Annotated in this window: 14 protein-coding genes; 9 read left to right on the forward strand and 5 right to left on the reverse strand. The window is 69.3% G+C overall.

The genetic code is table 11. The annotated features are described in order from the left end of the window. On the reverse strand, positions 1-641 hold a 641-nt coding region (locus tag ACFZAT_RS28505; protein ID WP_391268413.1), incomplete at its 3' end, for a beta-ketoacyl synthase N-terminal-like domain-containing protein. A gap of 356 nt (positions 642-997) precedes the next feature. On the opposite strand from ACFZAT_RS28505, the gene ACFZAT_RS28510 reads away from it, so the two are divergent. From ACFZAT_RS28510 to ACFZAT_RS28550, 9 genes are all read left to right on the forward strand, one after another. Further along, positions 998-1,777 (forward strand): alpha/beta fold hydrolase, encoded by a 780-nt coding sequence (locus tag ACFZAT_RS28510; RefSeq protein WP_391268414.1) that lies wholly within the window; start codon positions 998-1,000, stop codon positions 1,775-1,777. A 19-nt stretch (positions 1,778-1,796) separates the two neighbouring features. Beyond that, entirely contained in the window at positions 1,797-2,654 is an 858-nt protein-coding gene (locus ACFZAT_RS28515) for a metallophosphoesterase (protein WP_391268415.1), read from the forward strand. Beyond that, on the forward strand, positions 2,651-3,373 hold the full coding sequence (locus ACFZAT_RS28520) for a 4'-phosphopantetheinyl transferase superfamily protein (protein ID WP_391268416.1): 723 nt from the start codon (positions 2,651-2,653) through the stop codon (positions 3,371-3,373). The genes ACFZAT_RS28515 and ACFZAT_RS28520 overlap by 4 nt, the downstream gene beginning before the upstream one ends. Before the next feature lie 75 nt (positions 3,374-3,448). Beyond that, positions 3,449-4,657 (forward strand): methionine adenosyltransferase, encoded by a 1,209-nt coding sequence (metK, locus tag ACFZAT_RS28525; RefSeq protein ID WP_391268417.1) that lies wholly within the window; start codon positions 3,449-3,451, stop codon positions 4,655-4,657. A gap of 1 nt (position 4,658) precedes the next feature. Beyond that, entirely contained in the window at positions 4,659-5,645 is a 987-nt protein-coding gene (locus ACFZAT_RS28530) for a PfkB family carbohydrate kinase (RefSeq protein ID WP_391268418.1), read from the forward strand. Continuing rightward, positions 5,642-6,565 (forward strand): methylenetetrahydrofolate reductase [NAD(P)H], encoded by a 924-nt coding sequence (gene metF, locus ACFZAT_RS28535; RefSeq protein WP_391268419.1) that lies wholly within the window; start codon positions 5,642-5,644, stop codon positions 6,563-6,565. Before ACFZAT_RS28530 ends, metF begins: the two co-directional genes overlap by 4 nt. A 16-nt stretch (positions 6,566-6,581) precedes the next feature. Then, positions 6,582-8,450 (forward strand): 2-oxoacid:acceptor oxidoreductase subunit alpha, encoded by a 1,869-nt coding sequence (locus ACFZAT_RS28540; protein ID WP_391268420.1) that lies wholly within the window; start codon positions 6,582-6,584, stop codon positions 8,448-8,450. 40 nt (positions 8,451-8,490) lie between these two features. Then, positions 8,491-9,492 (forward strand): thiamine pyrophosphate-dependent enzyme, encoded by a 1,002-nt coding sequence (locus ACFZAT_RS28545; protein ID WP_391268539.1) that lies wholly within the window; start codon positions 8,491-8,493, stop codon positions 9,490-9,492. A 219-nt stretch (positions 9,493-9,711) separates the two neighbouring features. Further along, complete coding sequence (locus ACFZAT_RS28550) at positions 9,712-10,725, forward strand: substrate-binding domain-containing protein (protein ID WP_391268421.1); 1,014 nt, start codon at positions 9,712-9,714, stop codon at positions 10,723-10,725. 126 nt (positions 10,726-10,851) lie between these two features. Here ACFZAT_RS28550 and ACFZAT_RS28555 read toward each other — a convergent pair whose 3' ends face one another. The 4 genes from ACFZAT_RS28555 to ACFZAT_RS28570 form a co-directional block, all read right to left on the reverse strand. Continuing rightward, positions 10,852-11,763 carry an ABC transporter permease subunit gene (locus ACFZAT_RS28555; protein WP_391268422.1) on the reverse strand — a complete coding sequence of 304 codons (912 nt, stop codon included), beginning with the start codon at positions 11,761-11,763 and terminating at the stop codon, positions 10,852-10,854. Continuing rightward, complete coding sequence (locus tag ACFZAT_RS28560) at positions 11,760-12,716, reverse strand: ABC transporter permease subunit (RefSeq protein WP_391268423.1); 957 nt, start codon at positions 12,714-12,716, stop codon at positions 11,760-11,762. Before ACFZAT_RS28560 ends, ACFZAT_RS28555 begins: the two co-directional genes overlap by 4 nt. A gap of 169 nt (positions 12,717-12,885) precedes the next feature. Beyond that, entirely contained in the window at positions 12,886-14,184 is a 1,299-nt protein-coding gene (locus tag ACFZAT_RS28565; protein WP_391268424.1) for an extracellular solute-binding protein, read from the reverse strand. A 118-nt stretch (positions 14,185-14,302) separates the two neighbouring features. Then, positions 14,303-15,724 (reverse strand): GH1 family beta-glucosidase, encoded by a 1,422-nt coding sequence (locus ACFZAT_RS28570; RefSeq protein WP_391268425.1) that lies wholly within the window; start codon positions 15,722-15,724, stop codon positions 14,303-14,305. Between the last annotated feature and the right edge of the window lie 542 nt (positions 15,725-16,266).

A 16,266-nucleotide genomic window follows, 5' to 3' on the forward strand; every position in this document is an offset into this window, starting at 1 on the left:
GAGCGCAGCGACTGCGCCGCCAGATGCATCGCCACCAACGACGACGAACACGCCGTGTCCACCGTCACCGCAGGCCCCTCAAGACCCAGGGTGTAAGCCACCCGGCCCGAGACAAGGCTGCCGCCACTGGTGACCGCCGCCTCCACCCCCAGGCCGTAGTCGTGGTACATCAGACCGGCGAACACACCGGTCGCGCTCCCCTTCAGGGACTGGGGATCCACACCAGCCCGCTCCAACGCCTCCCACGACGCCTCCAGCAGCAATCGCTGCTGCGGGTCCATCGACAACGCCTCGTTCGGACTCACCCCGAACAGACCCGCGTCGAACAGCGCCGCATCCCGCAGGAAACCACCCTCCCGCGCATACGACTTCCCCGCCCGACCCACCTCCGGATCGAACAGACCAGCAACGTCCCAGCCACGATCCGAAGGAAAGACATCGATCGCGTCGGAGCGTCGGGCGACCACGTCCCACAAATCCTCCGGCGAGGACACGCCTCCGGGATACCGGCACGCCATACCCACCACCGCGACCGGCTCCCCCGCCAGCAGTTCCTCGGCCTCGGCGAGCCGCTCTCGCGTGGAGCGCAGGTCAACGGTGGCGCGCCTCAGGTATTCCAGAAGCCTTTCCTCGTTGCCCACCGAAGGCCCCCCTTTAATCAGGTCCGAATCCCCATGGCGCACACAACACGGCGGTGAGTGCGGTGCGTTGTTTCTGTCGTTCGGCCAGACACTCCATAAGACGCCTGATCCTTGCTCCGGACGCTACCGACGCCCCCGTGGGGGGCCAACCCCTGACTGCGGCCAAGGGGGTACCCCTAGTCTGTTCCGCGGCCGGAATTAGGGGGTGCGGCTGGGGGCCCCGGCCTCTTCAGGGGGTGAATCATCTGGCGGTTTTCCCATCGCTCCGGCTTCAATGTTGCTCCGGTTCGACGTCCGTCATCCTGGGCGGACATTCGCCCTGACTCGGGGCGAGCGCAGAAGGGGAGCCAGTGAATATGGCAGAAGCACCGGAACGAACGAGTGCGTGGATCCGACGCTTCCAGCCGTCGCCGGCAGCGGCCTCGCAGCTGGTCTGCTTCCCCCACGCCGGTGGCTCGGCGGTGTACTTCCTGCCTGTCGCCCGTGCCATGGCGCCGTCGGTGGACGTGCTGGCCGTCCAGTATCCCGGCCGGCAGGACCGGCGGGCCGAGCCGTGCGTCGAGGACGTGCACGAGCTGGCCGACCGGACTGCGGCCGAGCTGCTCGCATGGGCCGACCGCCCGCTGTGCCTCTTCGGCCACAGTCTCGGCGCGACCCTCGCGTACGAGGTGGCACTCCGCCTGGAGCGCGAGGGCGTCGACCTGGTCGGGCTGATCGCGTCGGGGCGCCGCGCGCCATCCCGCCACCGTGACGAGCGGATTCACGAACTGGACGACAAGGGGCTGATCGAGGACCTCAAGCGATTGAGCGGAACAGATGCCCGGATGCTGGCAGACCCGGAAATTCTGGAAATGATCCTCCCCTACGTCAGGGGGGACTACAAAGCCGCCGAAACGTACCGGCCGCGGACGTCGGGAGAGACGCGTGTCTCCTGCCCCGTCGTCGTCATGACGGGTGATGCCGATCCTCATGTCACGAACGAAGAGGCCCACGCCTGGTCCGCGCACGGTTCGGGACCGTTCGATCTCCATGAATTCTCCGGCGGCCATTTCTTCATCAATGACCACGCGCCCGCCGTCATTCAGTTGATCAGCGAATTCATCGAAAGCCGCATTCCGACCGCGAACCGCGCCTAGAAACGAAGAGAGGCTACAGATGCCGGGGCGCGGGAAACTCCTTGCCATCAGCGATCTGCACGTCCGCTACGAGGACAACCAGCGGATCGTGCAAGGCATCGCACCGCAGTCGGACGACGATTGGCTGCTGGTCGCGGGCGACGTCGGGGAAACCGGCGCCGACATCCGCGCGACCCTGGAGCTGCTGGCCGGCCGGTTCGCCAAGGTCGTCTGGGTGCCCGGCAACCACGAGCTGTGGACGACCCCGGACGACCCGCTCCAGCTCTCGGGCGTGGCACGCTACGAACATCTCGTGGAGATGTGCCGCGAGTTGGGCGTCGTGACTCCGGAGGACCCTTACCCGGTGTGGGAGGGGGAGCACGGTCCCCTCGTCATCGCCCCGCTGTTCCTGCTGTACGACTACTCGTTCCTGCCTGTGGGCGCCTTCGACAAGACTTCGGGCCTGGCCGTCGCGGAGCGGGCCGGCATCGTCTGCACCGACGAGTTCATGCTGCGCCCGGACCCGTATCCCAGCCGGGAGGCGTGGTGCCGGGCCCGCGTGCGCGATACGGAGGCACGGCTCGCGGCCCTGCCCGATGATCTGCCGACCGTCATGGTCAACCACTTTCCGCTCGTCCGTGAGCCCACGCGCATTCTGTGGCATCCGGAATTCGCTCTGTGGTGCGGCACCGAGGCGACCGCCGACTGGCCGGTGCGCTTCCGCGCTGCCGCCGTCGTCTATGGCCATCTGCACATCCCCCGGCTCACCCGTCACGACGGCATCCCGCACTACGAGGTGTCGTTGGGTTATCCGCGTGAATGGCGGCGGCACAGCGCCTCCCCCGGGCAGCTCGTGGAGATCCGCCCGGCCGTCGCCGGTCAGGAGGTGGGACTGTGATCGAGGAACTGCTGCCGCAGCGGTGCGAGACGGCCGAGTCGTACGGCGATACGCCCGTCGGGGATCTCTTTCCGGAAGAGGCGGCGGTGATCGCGAATGCGGTGGCCGTGCGCCGTCATGAGTTCGCCACGGTCCGGGCGTGCGCCAGGGAGGCGCTGGGAAGGTTCGGAATCGCCCCCGCCCCCCTCCTGCCCGGGCCGAGCGGCGAGCCGAAGTGGCCGGCCGGGTTCGTCGGGAGCATGACGCACTGTGCCGGGTACCGGGCGGCCGTGGTGGCGCGCACGTCGGACATCGTGACCATCGGCGTCGACGCGGAGCCCAACCTGCCCCTGCCCAACGAGGGGGTGGCGGGCCATGTGCTCCGGCCCGAGGAGCGGCGGCAGCTCGCGCGGCTGAAGGCCCATTCGCCCGAGGTCTCCTGGGACCGGCTGTTCTTCAGCGCCAAGGAGAGCGTCTACAAGGCGTGGTTCCCGTTGACGCGCCTGTGGCTCGACTTCCAGGAGGCGACGGTCACGATCCATCCCGAGACCGGGACCTTCTCCGCCCGCCTGCTCGTTCCCGGCCCCGTGGTGAACGGCGTACGACTGCCCGGCTTCCGCGGCGGCTGGCTGGCCCGCGGCGGCCTGCTCGTCACCGCTGTGGCGTGCGCCGAGGCCGCGGACCGGGCACCCGTCCCCGCCGGTGGGGAGGGTGCTTCCCGCGCCGAACCGGCCGCCTGACACGCGCGCGCCCGACCCGGGCCCGCGCCGGCCCCCTCGCCTGGGCTGCTTTCGAACCGTCACTGGAGAGCAACGATGTCCACATCCCTGTTCACCTCGGAGTCCGTGACCGAGGGTCACCCCGACAAGATCGCTGACCAGATCAGCGACACCATCCTCGACGCACTGCTGCGGGAGGACCCCACCTCCCGCGTCGCCGTGGAAACCCTGATCACCACCGGTCAGGTCCACGTGGCCGGCGAGGTGACGACCAAGGCGTACGCCCCGATTCCGGCGCTGGTGCGGAACAAGATCCTGGAGATCGGCTACGACTCCTCGCAGAAGGGCTTCGACGGCGCTTCGTGCGGTGTGTCGGTGTCGATCGGTGCGCAGTCGCCGGACATCGCGCAGGGTGTCGACACCTCGTACGAGAAGCGGGGCAAGGGTGATCAGGACGAGCTGGACGGACAGGGTGCGGGCGATCAGGGCCTGATGTTCGGCTACGCCTCGGACGAGACGCCGGAGCTGATGCCGCTGCCGATCCATCTGGCGCACCGGCTGTCGCGCCGGCTGACCGAGGTCCGCAAGGACGGTACGGTCGGATATCTGCGTCCGGACGGTAAGACGCAGGTCACCATCGAGTACGACGGAGACCGGGCGGTGCGTCTGGACACAGTGGTGGTCTCCTCGCAGCACGCGCCGGACATCGATCTGGAATCCCTGCTGACTCCGGACATCCGCGAGTTCGTCGTGGAGCACGTTCTCGGGCAGTTGCTGGAGGACGGGATCAAGCTGGAGACCGAGGGGTACCGGCTGCTGGTGAATCCGACCGGCCGTTTCGAGGTCGGTGGTCCGATGGGTGACGCGGGTCTGACCGGCCGGAAGATCATCATCGATACGTACGGCGGGATGGCGCGTCACGGTGGTGGCGCGTTCTCGGGCAAGGACCCGTCCAAGGTGGACCGCTCGGCGGCGTATGCGATGCGCTGGGTGGCGAAGAACGTGGTGGCGGCGGGTCTGGCTTCGCGGTGCGAGGTGCAGGTGGCGTACGCGATCGGCAAGGCGGAGCCGGTCGGTCTGTTCGTGGAGACCTTCGGGACCGCCAAGGTCGACGCGGAGAAGATCGAGAACGCGATCGGTGAGGTCTTCGACCTGCGCCCGGCCGCCATCATCCGCGATCTGGACCTGCTGCGTCCCATCTACGCCCAGACGGCCGCCTACGGGCACTTCGGCCGCGAGCTGCCCGACTTCACCTGGGAGCGCACCGACCGGGTGGACGCCCTTCGCAAGGCCGCGGGAGTCTGACATGCGCATCGCTGTCACCGGCTCGATCGCCACCGATCACCTGATGACCTTCCCGGGCCGCTTCACCGATCAGATCCTGCCGGACCAACTGGCCCACATCTCGCTGTCGTTCCTCGTCGACACACTGGACATCCGGAACGGTGGCGTCGGGGCGAACATCGCCTACGGTCTCGGCCTGCTCGGCCGGCGCCCCGCCCTGGTCGGGGCGGTGGGCCGGGACTTCACCGAGTACGGAAGCCTGCTGCGCGGCGCGGGCGTCGACACCGATTCGGTGCACGTGTCGGGCACCCATCACACCGCCCGCTTCATGTGCACCACCGATGAGGACGGCAATCAGCTCGCCTCGTTCTACACGGGCGCCATGGCGGAGGCGCGCTCCATCGACCTGGGCGCGACGGCGTCGCGGCTCGGCGGGCTCGATCTCGTACTCGTGGGCGCGGACGACCCCGAGGGGATGCTCCGCCACACGCAGGTGTGCCGCGATCTGGGCATCCGGCGTGCGGCGGACCCCTCCCAGCAGCTCGCCCGCCTGGACGGGGACAGCATCCGCGACCTGGTCGACGGGGCCGATCACCTCTTCACGAACGAGTACGAGCGGGCGCTCCTGCTGTCCAAGACCGGCTGGAGCGAGACGGACGTCCTCGCCCGCGTCGGTACCTGGATCACCACGCTGGGCCCCAAGGGCTGCCGTATCGACCGGGCAGGTCAGGCCGTGATCGAGAGCGCGGCGGTGCCCGCCCTGGCCGCCGTCGACCCCACCGGTGTCGGAGACGCGTTCCGCGCGGGTTACGTGGCAGCGACCGCGTCCGGCCTGGAGAGCGTCCAGGCGGCCCGGGCCGGCGCCGTCATGGCCACCTTCGCTCTGGAGTCGGTGGGTACCCAGACGTACGTGTTCACGCCGGAGCGGCTGCACGAACGGCTCGTCGCCGCGTACGGTCCCGAGGCCGCCGGCATCACGCCCGTGCTCTTCGACGGAGCTCACCGATGACGGCCCTCCGCGCGCCGGTGGCCCGCCCGGGCATCTCCGAGACACTCGCGGCCGGACTGCGCTCGTACTCGTTCGAATTCTTCCCGCCGAAGACGGCGAGGGGCGAGGAGACGTTGTGGGCCGCGCTGCGCCGTGTCGAGGCGGTCAATCCGACCTTCGTCTCCGTGACGTACGGGGCGGGCGGTACATCGCGTGAACACACGGCCGCGATCACCGAGCGGATCGCGGAGGACACCACGCTGCGGCCGGTGGCCCATCTGACGGCGGTGGGCCACTCCGTGACCGAGCTGCGCCAGATCATCGGCCGTTACGCCGCCGCCGGTATCCGGGACGTACTGGCACTGCGCGGCGATCCGCCGGGGGATCCGCGCGGCCCGTGGATCCCGCATCCGCACGGTGTGGAGCACGCCGTCGACCTGGTGCGGCTGGTCCGCCGGTGCGGCGACTTCCGCATCGGCGTGGCAGCGTTCCCCGAGCGCCACCCCCGGTCCCCGGACTGGGAGAGCGAGATCCGCCACCTGGTCGCCAAGTTCCGGGCGGGCGCGGGGTACGCCATCACCCAGATGTTCTTCAGCGCCGAGCACTACTTCCGGCTGCGGGACCGGCTGGCCGCAGCCGGGTGTCACGCTCCCGTCATTCCCGAGATCATGCCCGCCGTGCGGTTCGAGCAGATCAGCCGGTTCGCCCGGCTGAGCGAGGCCACGTTCCCCGACGATCTGGGCCGCCGCCTCGAAGCCGCCCGGAACGATCCGCAGGCGTCCCACCGCATCGGGGTCGACCACGCGACGGAGCTGGCGCAGCAACTGCTCGACGCCGGGGCCCCCGGTCTGCACTACATCACTCTCAACCACTCGACAGCGGCCCTGGACATCCACCGCGGGCTCCGGCTGCCCGCTGGTCCGCAGCGGTCGCAGGACTGAACGTCAGGTCGGAGCAATGACTCAACTGTCAGGAAAGCGAACACGTCGGCTGGACCGGGTGGTCATCCGTTTCGCGGGTGACTCCGGTGACGGCATGCAGTTGACGGGTGACCGGTTCACCTCGGAGACGGCTTCCTTCGGCAATGACCTGTCGACGTTGCCGAACTTCCCGGCGGAAATCCGGGCGCCCGCCGGAACGCTGCCCGGGGTGTCGTCGTTCCAGTTGCACTTCGCCGATCACGACATCCTCACGCCCGGGGACGCGCCGAACGTCCTGGTGGCGATGAACCCGGCGGCGCTCAGGGCGAACATCGGCGATGTGCCGCGGGGCAGCGAGATCATCGTGAACACCGACGAGTTCGCCAAGCGGGCCATGGCGAAGGTCGGTTACGAGACGTCACCGCTGGAGGACGGTTCGCTGGACGGCTTCAACGTCCACCCCGTCCCGCTCACCACGCTGACGATCGAGGCGCTGAAGGACTTCGGCCTGTCTCGAAAGGAAGCCGAGCGGTCGAAGAACATGTTCGCGCTCGGGCTGCTGTCGTGGATGTACCACCGTCCCACCGAGGCGACGGAGAAGTTCCTGCGAACCAAGTTCGCGAAGAAGCCGCAGATCGCCGAGGCGAACGTGGCGGCCTTCCGGGCGGGGTGGAACTTCGGTGAGACGACGGAGGACTTCGCCGTCTCCTACGAGGTCGCCCCGGCCACCCGGGCGTTCCCCGCCGGCACCTACCGCAACATCTCCGGGAACCTGGCCCTGTCCTACGGGCTGATCGCCGCCTCCCGGCAGGCCGACCTGCCGCTCTACCTGGGCTCGTACCCGATCACGCCGGCCTCGGACATCCTGCACGAGCTGTCCAGGCACAAGCATTTCGGTGTACGCACGTTCCAGGCGGAGGACGAGATCGCGGGGATCGGTGCCGCGCTGGGCGCCGCCTTCGGCGGTTCGCTCGCCGTGACGACCACGTCGGGGCCGGGTGTGGCGCTGAAGTCGGAGACGATCGGGCTGGCGGTGTCGCTGGAGCTGCCGCTGCTGATCGTCGACATCCAGCGCGGCGGGCCTTCGACCGGCCTGCCGACCAAGACCGAGCAGGCGGACCTGCTGCAGGCGATGTTCGGCCGCAACGGTGAAGCGCCGGTGCCCGTCGTCGCGCCACGCACACCGGCGGACTGCTTCGACGCGGCGCTGGACGCGGCGAGGATCGCCCTGACCTACCGCACCCCCGTCTTCCTCCTCTCGGACGGGTACCTGGCGAACGGCTCGGAGCCGTGGCGGATCCCGGACGTCACGGAACTGCCGGACCTCCGGGTGGCGTTCGCGACCGGCCCGAACCACCGACTGGCGGACGGTACGGACGTGTTCTGGCCCTACAAGCGCGATCCGCGCACATTGGCGCGGCCGTGGGCGGTGCCGGGCACACCGGGCCTGGAACACCGCATCGGCGGCATCGAGAAGCAGGACGGCACCGGCAACATCTCGTACGACCCGGCCAACCACGACTTCATGGTCCGCACCCGGCAGGCCAAGATCGACGGCATCGAGGTCCCCGATGTCGAGGTCGACCACCAGGACGGGGCCCGCACCCTCGTCCTGGGCTGGGGCTCGACCTACGGCCCGATCACCGCCGCGGTGCGCCGGATCCGCAAGGACGGCGGTCTGATCGCCCAGGCCCACCTGCGCCACCTCAACCCCTTCCCCAGGAATCTGGGCGAGGTGCTGGGGCGGTACGACAACGTCATCGTGCCCGAGATGAACCTCGGCCAGCTCGCCACCCTCATCCGGGCCGAGTACCTGGTCGACGCGCACTCGTGCACCCAGATCAACGGCATGCCGTTCAAGGCCGAGCAGCTGGCCGCGGCGCTCAAGGAGGCCACCCGTGACTGAGGCGCTGAAGCTGGTGCCCAAGGCCGAGGCCAAGCAGTCCATGAAGGACTTCAGGTCCGATCAGGAAGTGCGCTGGTGCCCCGGCTGCGGCGACTACGCCGTCCTCGCCGCCGTGCAGGGCTTCATGCCCGATCTCGGTCTGGCGAAGGAGAACATCGTCTTCATCTCCGGCATCGGCTGCTCGTCCCGCTTCCCGTACTACATGAACACGTACGGGATGCACTCCATCCACGGCCGCGCCCCGTCCATCGCGACCGGCCTGGCCACCTCGCGGCGCGACCTGTCGGTCTGGGTCGTCACGGGCGACGGCGACGCGCTCTCCATCGGCGGCAACCACCTCATCCACGCGCTGCGCCGCAACGTCAACCTCAAGATCCTGCTCTTCAACAACCGGATCTACGGACTGACCAAGGGCCAGTACTCGCCCACCTCCGAGCTGGGCAAGATCACCAAGTCGACCCCCATGGGATCGCTCGACGCGCCGTTCAACCCGGTCTCGCTGGCTCTGGGGGCCGAGGCATCGTTCGTCGCGAGGACCGTCGACTCCGACCGCAAGCACCTCACCGAGGTACTGCGTGCGGCGGCGGACCACCCGGGCACGGCCCTGATCGAGATCTACCAGAACTGCCACATCTTCAACGACGGCGCCTTCGACGCCCTCAAGGACAAGCAGCAGGCCCAGGAGGCGGTCATCCGCCTCGAACACGGGCAGCCCATCCGCTTCGGTCCCGACGGGACCAAGGGCGTGGTGCGCGACCGCACCACCGGCGACCTGGAGGTCGTCACCGTCACTGCGTCCAACGAGGCCGACATCCTGGTCCACGACGTCACCCACCCCAGCCCCACCACCGCCTTCGCCCTGTCCCGGCTGGCCGACCCCGACACCCTGCACCACACACCCATCGGCGTACTCCGCAGTGTCGACCGGCCCGTCTACGACACCCTGATGGCCGAGCAGCTCGACACCGCCGTCGAGCAGAACGGCAAGGGCGACCTCACCGCCCTGCTCACCGGAGGCGACTCCTGGACCGTCATCGGCTGACGCCCCACGGAGACCGCGGGCAGGACGTACGGGTCCGGGCGCTCCCACGCCTGGACCCAGGACATACGTCCGCGTGGCGGCCATTGCTATGAGAGCGCTCCCAAAAATAGGCTGCCTGAGAGCGGCGGTGGCGGGGAGTCCCCCTCCGTACCCAAGTGCCACGCTCACAGGTGACAATGGAAGGGCTTCCATAACTGTCGCGAGAGAAGGCCCGCGTCCATGACTGAGGAACTGCCGCATCGGCACGCCACGCTCGACGAGGTGGCCGCGCTGGCCGGTGTGTCGCGATCGGTGGCTTCCCGGGTGATCAACAACGCACCCCATGTCAGCCGGGCCAAGCGCGAGTCCGTCGAGCGGGCGATCCGGAAACTCGGCTACGTACCCAATCCGAAGGCACGTGCCCTGGCCACGCGGCAGGCGGGGGCGGCCGCGCTGGTCATCTCGCAGAACGACCCGGAGGTCCTGACGGATCCATTCTTCGCGCAGGTCGTCGCCGGGGTGGCCAGTGCGCTGGAAGATGCCGACCTGCACATGATGCTGTGCGTCGCTGCCAGCGCACGCGGGCGGGAGCGGGTGGAACAGCTCGTGCGCTCCCGTGTCGTGGACGGGGTGATGCTGATGGCGTTGCACGAGGACGACCCCTTGGCGCGGATCGCCAAGGAGAGCCGGATCCCGGTCGTCTTCGGCGGGCGGCCGGTGGATTTCGAGCCGCGCTGGTACGTGGACATCGACAACGTCGGGGGCGCACGGGAGGCGACCGATCACCTGCTCAAGCGCGGGCGCACCCGCGTGGTCACGATCTGCGGCCCGCTGGACACCGAGGTGGGCACCTCCCGGCACCGCGGCTACCGGGAAGCGATGATGCTCTCCGGTCTGCAGCCCCGCCCGCCCGAGGAGGGGGACTTCACCGAGGCCTCCGGAGCCGCCGCGATGGCCCGTCTGCTGGAGGCGCACCCGGATCTGGACGGCGTGTTCGCGGCCAACGACAACATGGCGGCCGGCGCCCTGCGCACGTTGCGCAACGCCGGCCGCTCGGTGCCCGAGGACGTGGCGGTGGTGGGGTTCGACGACCTCGCCGTCGCCCAGCTCGCCGAACCCACGCTCACCACGATCCATCAGCCCGTCCGGGGCCTGGGGCGCGAGATGGCCCGGATGCTCGTCGAGCTGATCGCGGGCCGTACCGCCAGTCCGCTGATCCTGCCCACCCACCTGGTCAAGCGCGCCAGCACCTGAGGGGCGGAGACGGGGTGAGTGGTGCGCGGCCGGCAACCGTTGGCCACCGGGAGGCGGCCGGGCGGGGAGCGAATACCGGTTGCCTGCCCGGAGGCGGGCCGCACACCACCGTCTGTGCGGGGCGTTTCACCCCTTGACGGCGCCCTGCATGATGCCGCCGACGATCTGCCGGCCGAGCAGGCCGAAGACGACCAGGACGGGCAGTGTGCCCAGGAGGGTGCCCGCCATGACAACGGACTGGTCCTGGACGTAGCCGCCACCGAGCTGCCGCAGGGCGACCTGCACGGTGGGCTCCTGGGAGGAGAGCGCGATGATCGGCCAGAAGAAGTCGTTCCAGGCCGTCATGAAGGTGACCAGGCCGAGGACCGCCATGGCGGGACGCGCGATGGGGACGACGATCGTCCAGAAGATCCGGGCGGTGGAGGCGCCGTCGACCCGGGCGGCTTCGATGAGTTCGTCGGGCAGTGACTGGGCGATGTACTGCCGCATGAAGAACACGCCGAAGGCGGAGACCAGGCTGGGCAGGATCACCGCCTGCAGCTGATTGGCCCACTCCAGCTTCGCGATCACCATGAACAGGGGAATCACGCCGAGCTGCGGCGGGATCATCATGGTGCCGACGGTGAAAGCGAGCAGTGCGTTGCTTCCCTTGAAGCGCAGTTTGGCGAAGGCGAACCCGGCGAGGGTGGAGCAGAGCACCGTGCCGACGGTGATGGAGCCGGACACGATCAGGGAGTTGACGAGAGCCTTCCCGATGTCGGCCTGGTCCAGAGCCTGTTGGAAGTTGTGCAGCAGGTTCGGCCCGGGAATCAGCGTCGGCGGGACCTTCGCGATGTCCGCGTTGGAGCGGCTGGCCGCCACGATCGTGTAGTAGAAGGGGAAGGCGGAGACCAGCACGGCGAGGATGAGGAACGTGTACGTGAGGCGGCTGCCGTGCATGGTGCGCCCCGCGCGGCGCCTGGGCCCTCGGCGGCGTGACGTGGTGAGGGCGGACGGCTGCCCGGCGTGCGCGGTGTTCGGATCGGCGAGGATGGTCACCGGCCGGCCTCCTTGGCCATGCGGCGGCGCGCGAGGAGGGCGTTGAGCCCGACGAGCACCAGGATGAGCAGGAACATGACCCAGGCGATGGCGGCGGCCCGGCCCAGGTGGAAGAAGGACCAGCCCTGCTCGTACATGTACAGGCCGAGTGTCTGGTACTGGTGGGTGATGCCGCCGCCCGCGTTGCCCTCGAACAGCAGTGGCTCGCCGAAGAGCTGGGTGGCGCCGATGGTCGACATGATCACCGAGAAGACGATGGTGGGACGCAGGCCCGGCAGGGTCACGTGCAGGAACTGCCGCCAGCGGGAGGCACCGTCCATCTCGGCGGCCTCGTACAGATCGCCGGGAATGGACTGCATGCCGGCCAGGAAGATCAGCGCGTTGTAGCCGGTCCAGCGCCAGACGACGATGCAGGAGATGGCGACCTGGGAGGCGAGGGTCCCCGTCTGCCAGTCCACCGGGCCGACACCGACGAGGCCGATGACGTAGTTGATCAGGCCGAAGTCGTGGCCGAAGAGCTGGGCGAACACGAGCGTCGCGGCGGCCACCGAGGTGGCGTACGGCATCAGCATCATGGTGCGGAAGAAGGTGCGCCCGCGGAGCTTGTAGTTGAGCAGGTGCGCGAGTCCCAGGGCGATCAGGAGCTGCGGGACGGTGGACAGCACGCCCAGGGTGAAGGTGTTGCGCAGGGCGCCCCAGAAGAACGGGTCGGTGAAGATGGCGGTGTAGTTGCCGAAGCCACGCCACTCCATGTCGCCGGGGGTCTGCAGCTCGATCCGGTAGAGCGAGATGAACGCGGTGTAGATCAGCGGGAAGAGGCCGAAGGCACCGAACAGTACGAAGAACGGCGCGATGTACGTGTACGGCGAGAGGGTGCGCCAGGCCCGGCGTCCTGGTGGGAGCTGGGCACTGCGCGCCGGCGCGGCGGGAGGCGCGGGGGCGGTGACGGTCACGGGGTGACCCTTCGGGTTCACGGGGAGGCCGGGGCCTCGGCGGGTGGGCTGGTGCGGGCGGAACGGCGGCCGCTTGCGTGCGGGGGCCGGCGGTGTGGAAGCGGCTGAAGCGTGGGGCCGGGGGCGGGCCGGGCGCGGCGAAGGATCCGGCCCCGCCCCCGCGGCATGATCAGCCGATGGCGTTCTCGATGCCCTTTTCGGCGTGCTTCCAGGCCGTGTCGGGAGAGGTGCCCTTCTTCTCGATCTCGAAGAGTCCGGCGGTGATCTGCTCCTGGATGTCCTGGTCGTTCACGCCGAGCACCTGGACCGGTGCCTGCTTGGCCGCGTCACCGAAGATCTTTCCGATGGGAGCACCCGAGAAGTAGGGGTCCTTGGTGTCCGCCACCTTCGCGATGGCCGGCACGCTGGAGGGGAAGTTGCCGATCTCGGTGAAGAGCTTGGCCTGCTGCTCGGGCGCGGTCAGCCACTCGATGAGCTCGTAGGCTTCCTTCTTGTGCTTGGCGGCCTTGGGGATGGAGAGGTACGAGCCTCCCCAGTTGCCCGGCACACCCGGCATCTTGGCGATGTCCCACTTGCCCTTGCCCGCGTCGCCCGCCTGGCCCTTGATGTAGCCGAGCATCCAGGCCGGGCACGGCAGGGTGGCGAAGGAGCCTGCGGCGAACGCCTGGTTCCAGGGCGGTGTCCACTGGGCCAGCTCGGCGCTCACGCCCGCGCGGTCGGCCTTGACGGACAGGTCCCAGGCCTCCTTGACCGCCGGGCTGTCCTGGTAGATGAGCTTGCCGGAGGAGTCGTAGTAGCGCTCCTTGTACTGGCCGGCCACGTTGGTGTAAATGCTGCGGATGCTGTCGATCCAGGCGGTCTTGGCGGGGGCGTTCTTCATGTACTGCTTGCCGAGGTCCAGGTAGCCGTCCCAGGTGGACCACTTCTTGGCGAGTTCCTCGCGGTCGGTGGGGAGTCCGGCCTTCTTGAGCAGGTCGGTGCGGTAGCAGATGGCGCCGGGGCCGTTGTCCGTTCCCAGGCCCATGACCTGGCCGCTCTTGGTGGTGGCGGCGCCCCACTTGGAGTCGGTGAAGTTCGCCTTCAGCTTGCCGGCCCCGTACTGGTTCAGGTCCTCGAACTTGTCGCTCTGGCGCTGGGCAACGGAGGCGATGCGGCCGATCTCGATGCCCTGGACGTCGGCGAGGCCGCCGCCGCCCGCGAGGCGGGTCTGCAGCGCCTTCCAGTAGTTCTTCTCCTCCTGGGTGTCGGTCTGCTTGATGGTGACGTTCGGGTGGCTCTTCTCGTACTCCTTGTAGAGCCCGGCCTCCTTGAAACCGAACGTGCCGAACAGATCGACGGTCAGGGTGACCTTGCCGTTGCTGTCCTGGGCACCGGTCGAGCCCGATCCGCAGGCGGCGAGCAGTGTGCCTGCCGCAGCCATGGCGCCCAGGCGGATGAGGATTCTTCTCGCGGCTCGTGCAGTGGACATGGGAAGCCTCCTAAGACTTCGTCATGGGTGGTGTGGAAGCGCTCCCACTCGATGTGAGGCGGGCCTGTGACCCGTGGAGCAAAGTGGTGCGAATGAGTTCGGAAGTGATGCGGGGACCTCAGGACCCCTGGCGTCCGCGGGTCGCGTGGGCGGCGTCGCGGAGCCACTCGGCGCTCTGCTTCGGGGTGCGCACCTGGGTCTCGTAGTCGACGTGGACGATGCCGAAGCGCTTGCCGTAGCCGTAGGCCCACTCGAAGTTGTCCATCAAGGACCAGGCGAAGAAGCCCCGTACGTCCGCTCCGGCCTCGCGGGCGCGTCCGACCGCGGCGAGATGGTCGGCCAGGTAGACGGTGCGGTCGATGTCCTCGATGCGGCCGCCGGCGCCGGAGCCGTACACCGAGTCGTCGAAGGCCGCTCCGTTCTCGGTGATGTACACCGGTGTGCCGGGGTAGTCGCGGCTGATCCGGGTGAGCAGGTCGGCCATGCCCTGCGGGTGGATCTCCCACGGCATCGCGGTGACGGGCCGGTCGGGCTGGGGCACCCTGACGGTCTCCCCCGGCTCGCTGCCGGCCGCCACGACGTCGCTGACGTAGTAGTTGATCCCCAGGAAGTCCACGGGCCGGCCGATGACCTCCAGGTCCCCTGCCTCCACCGGGAGTTCGGCCCCGAGCCTGGCCAGGTCCTCGACCACGTCCTGCGGATACTCGCCGCGCAGGACAGGGTCGAGGTAGATGCGCGCGCCCATCCCGTCCGCCTGGCGGGCGGCTTCGAGGTCGGCGGGCCGGTCGGACGCGGGGTAGATCTGGGCGGGGTTGAAGGTGATGCCGACCTGCGCGGGCGTGGGCACCACGGCCCGGATCCGCTCCACCGCCAGCCCGTGCCCCAGATGCAGATGGTGCACGGCGCGGACGGCGGCCCGGAAGTCCTTGCGGCCCGGGGCATGGCAGCCGATGTGGTAGCCGAGGATCGCCGAACAGAAGGGCTCGTTGAGGGTGATCCAGTGGTGCACCCGGTCGCCGAGCCGGCCGGCCGCGAGCTCCGCGTAGTCGGCGAAGCGGTAGGCGGTGTCGCGCTCGGGCCAGCCTCCGGCGTCCTCCAGCTCCTGTGGCAGGTCCCAGTGGTAGAGCGTCGCCCAGGGGGTGATGCCCTTCGCGAGCAGCTCGTCCACGAGGCGGTCGTAGAAGTCGAGCCCCTTGGCGTTCGCCGGTCCGCGTCCACCGGGCTGGACCCGCGGCCAGGACAGCGAGAAGCGGTAGGCGTCCAGACCCAGATCGGCGAGCAGTCGCACGTCGTCCGGCATCCGGTGGTAGTGGTCGCACGCCACATCGCCGTGGTCGTCGCCCTCGATCGCACCCGGGGTGTGGCTGAAGGTGTCCCAGATCGACGGCGTGCGCCCGTCGGCATCGACCGCCCCTTCGATCTGGTACGCCGACGTCGCGGCGCCCCACACGAAGTCCGCCGGCAGACCGGGGACGGCGGGGCTGGGCAGGGATTGGGGCTCGGGCCGGCCGGGATCGGCAGGCTGCAGATCGATGCTCATGGGGTGCTTCTCCAACAGCGGTGAGATTCGGGAGGGTGCCGCGCCGCGTCTACGACTGGCCGCTGGGCGGCAAACTGGGAGCGCTTCCAGAAAGATGGGGGCGACGTTCTCCTTTGTCAAGGGCCCGCGTCAAGGGTGGTTCCCGAAGATGACCTCAAGCATGGGACGGCGATCGAGGCGGTTTTGTGCGTATTCATCGCGAGAAGGGCTAGCTGAAGACGGCACACCCCTCCCCCGTCTCATGATCCGCTCGCCGCTTGACACCCCTAGATCGGTTGAACATTATTTGGGAGCGCTACCAATCAAGTGTCGGCGGCGCGCGGCGTTGGTTCCCGTACAGAGGGGCCGACGCCCGATCGTGCGGGGTTCGACGGCTGAGGGGGGCGTCGAACCCCGCCTCGGCACGCGCCCTCGACCCGGCGGGGGGGGGGGGGGCCCCCCCCCCCCCCCCCCCCCCCCCCCCCCCCCCCCCCCGCGGGGGGGGGGGCCCCCCCCCGGGGGGGGGGCCCCCCCCCCCCCGGGGGGGGGCGCCCCCCCCCCGG

It is taken from the genome of Streptomyces sp. NPDC008163 (assembly GCF_042956885.1).
In the GTDB taxonomy this organism is placed as follows: Bacteria; Actinomycetota; Actinomycetes; order Streptomycetales; family Streptomycetaceae; genus Streptomyces; species Streptomyces drozdowiczii_A.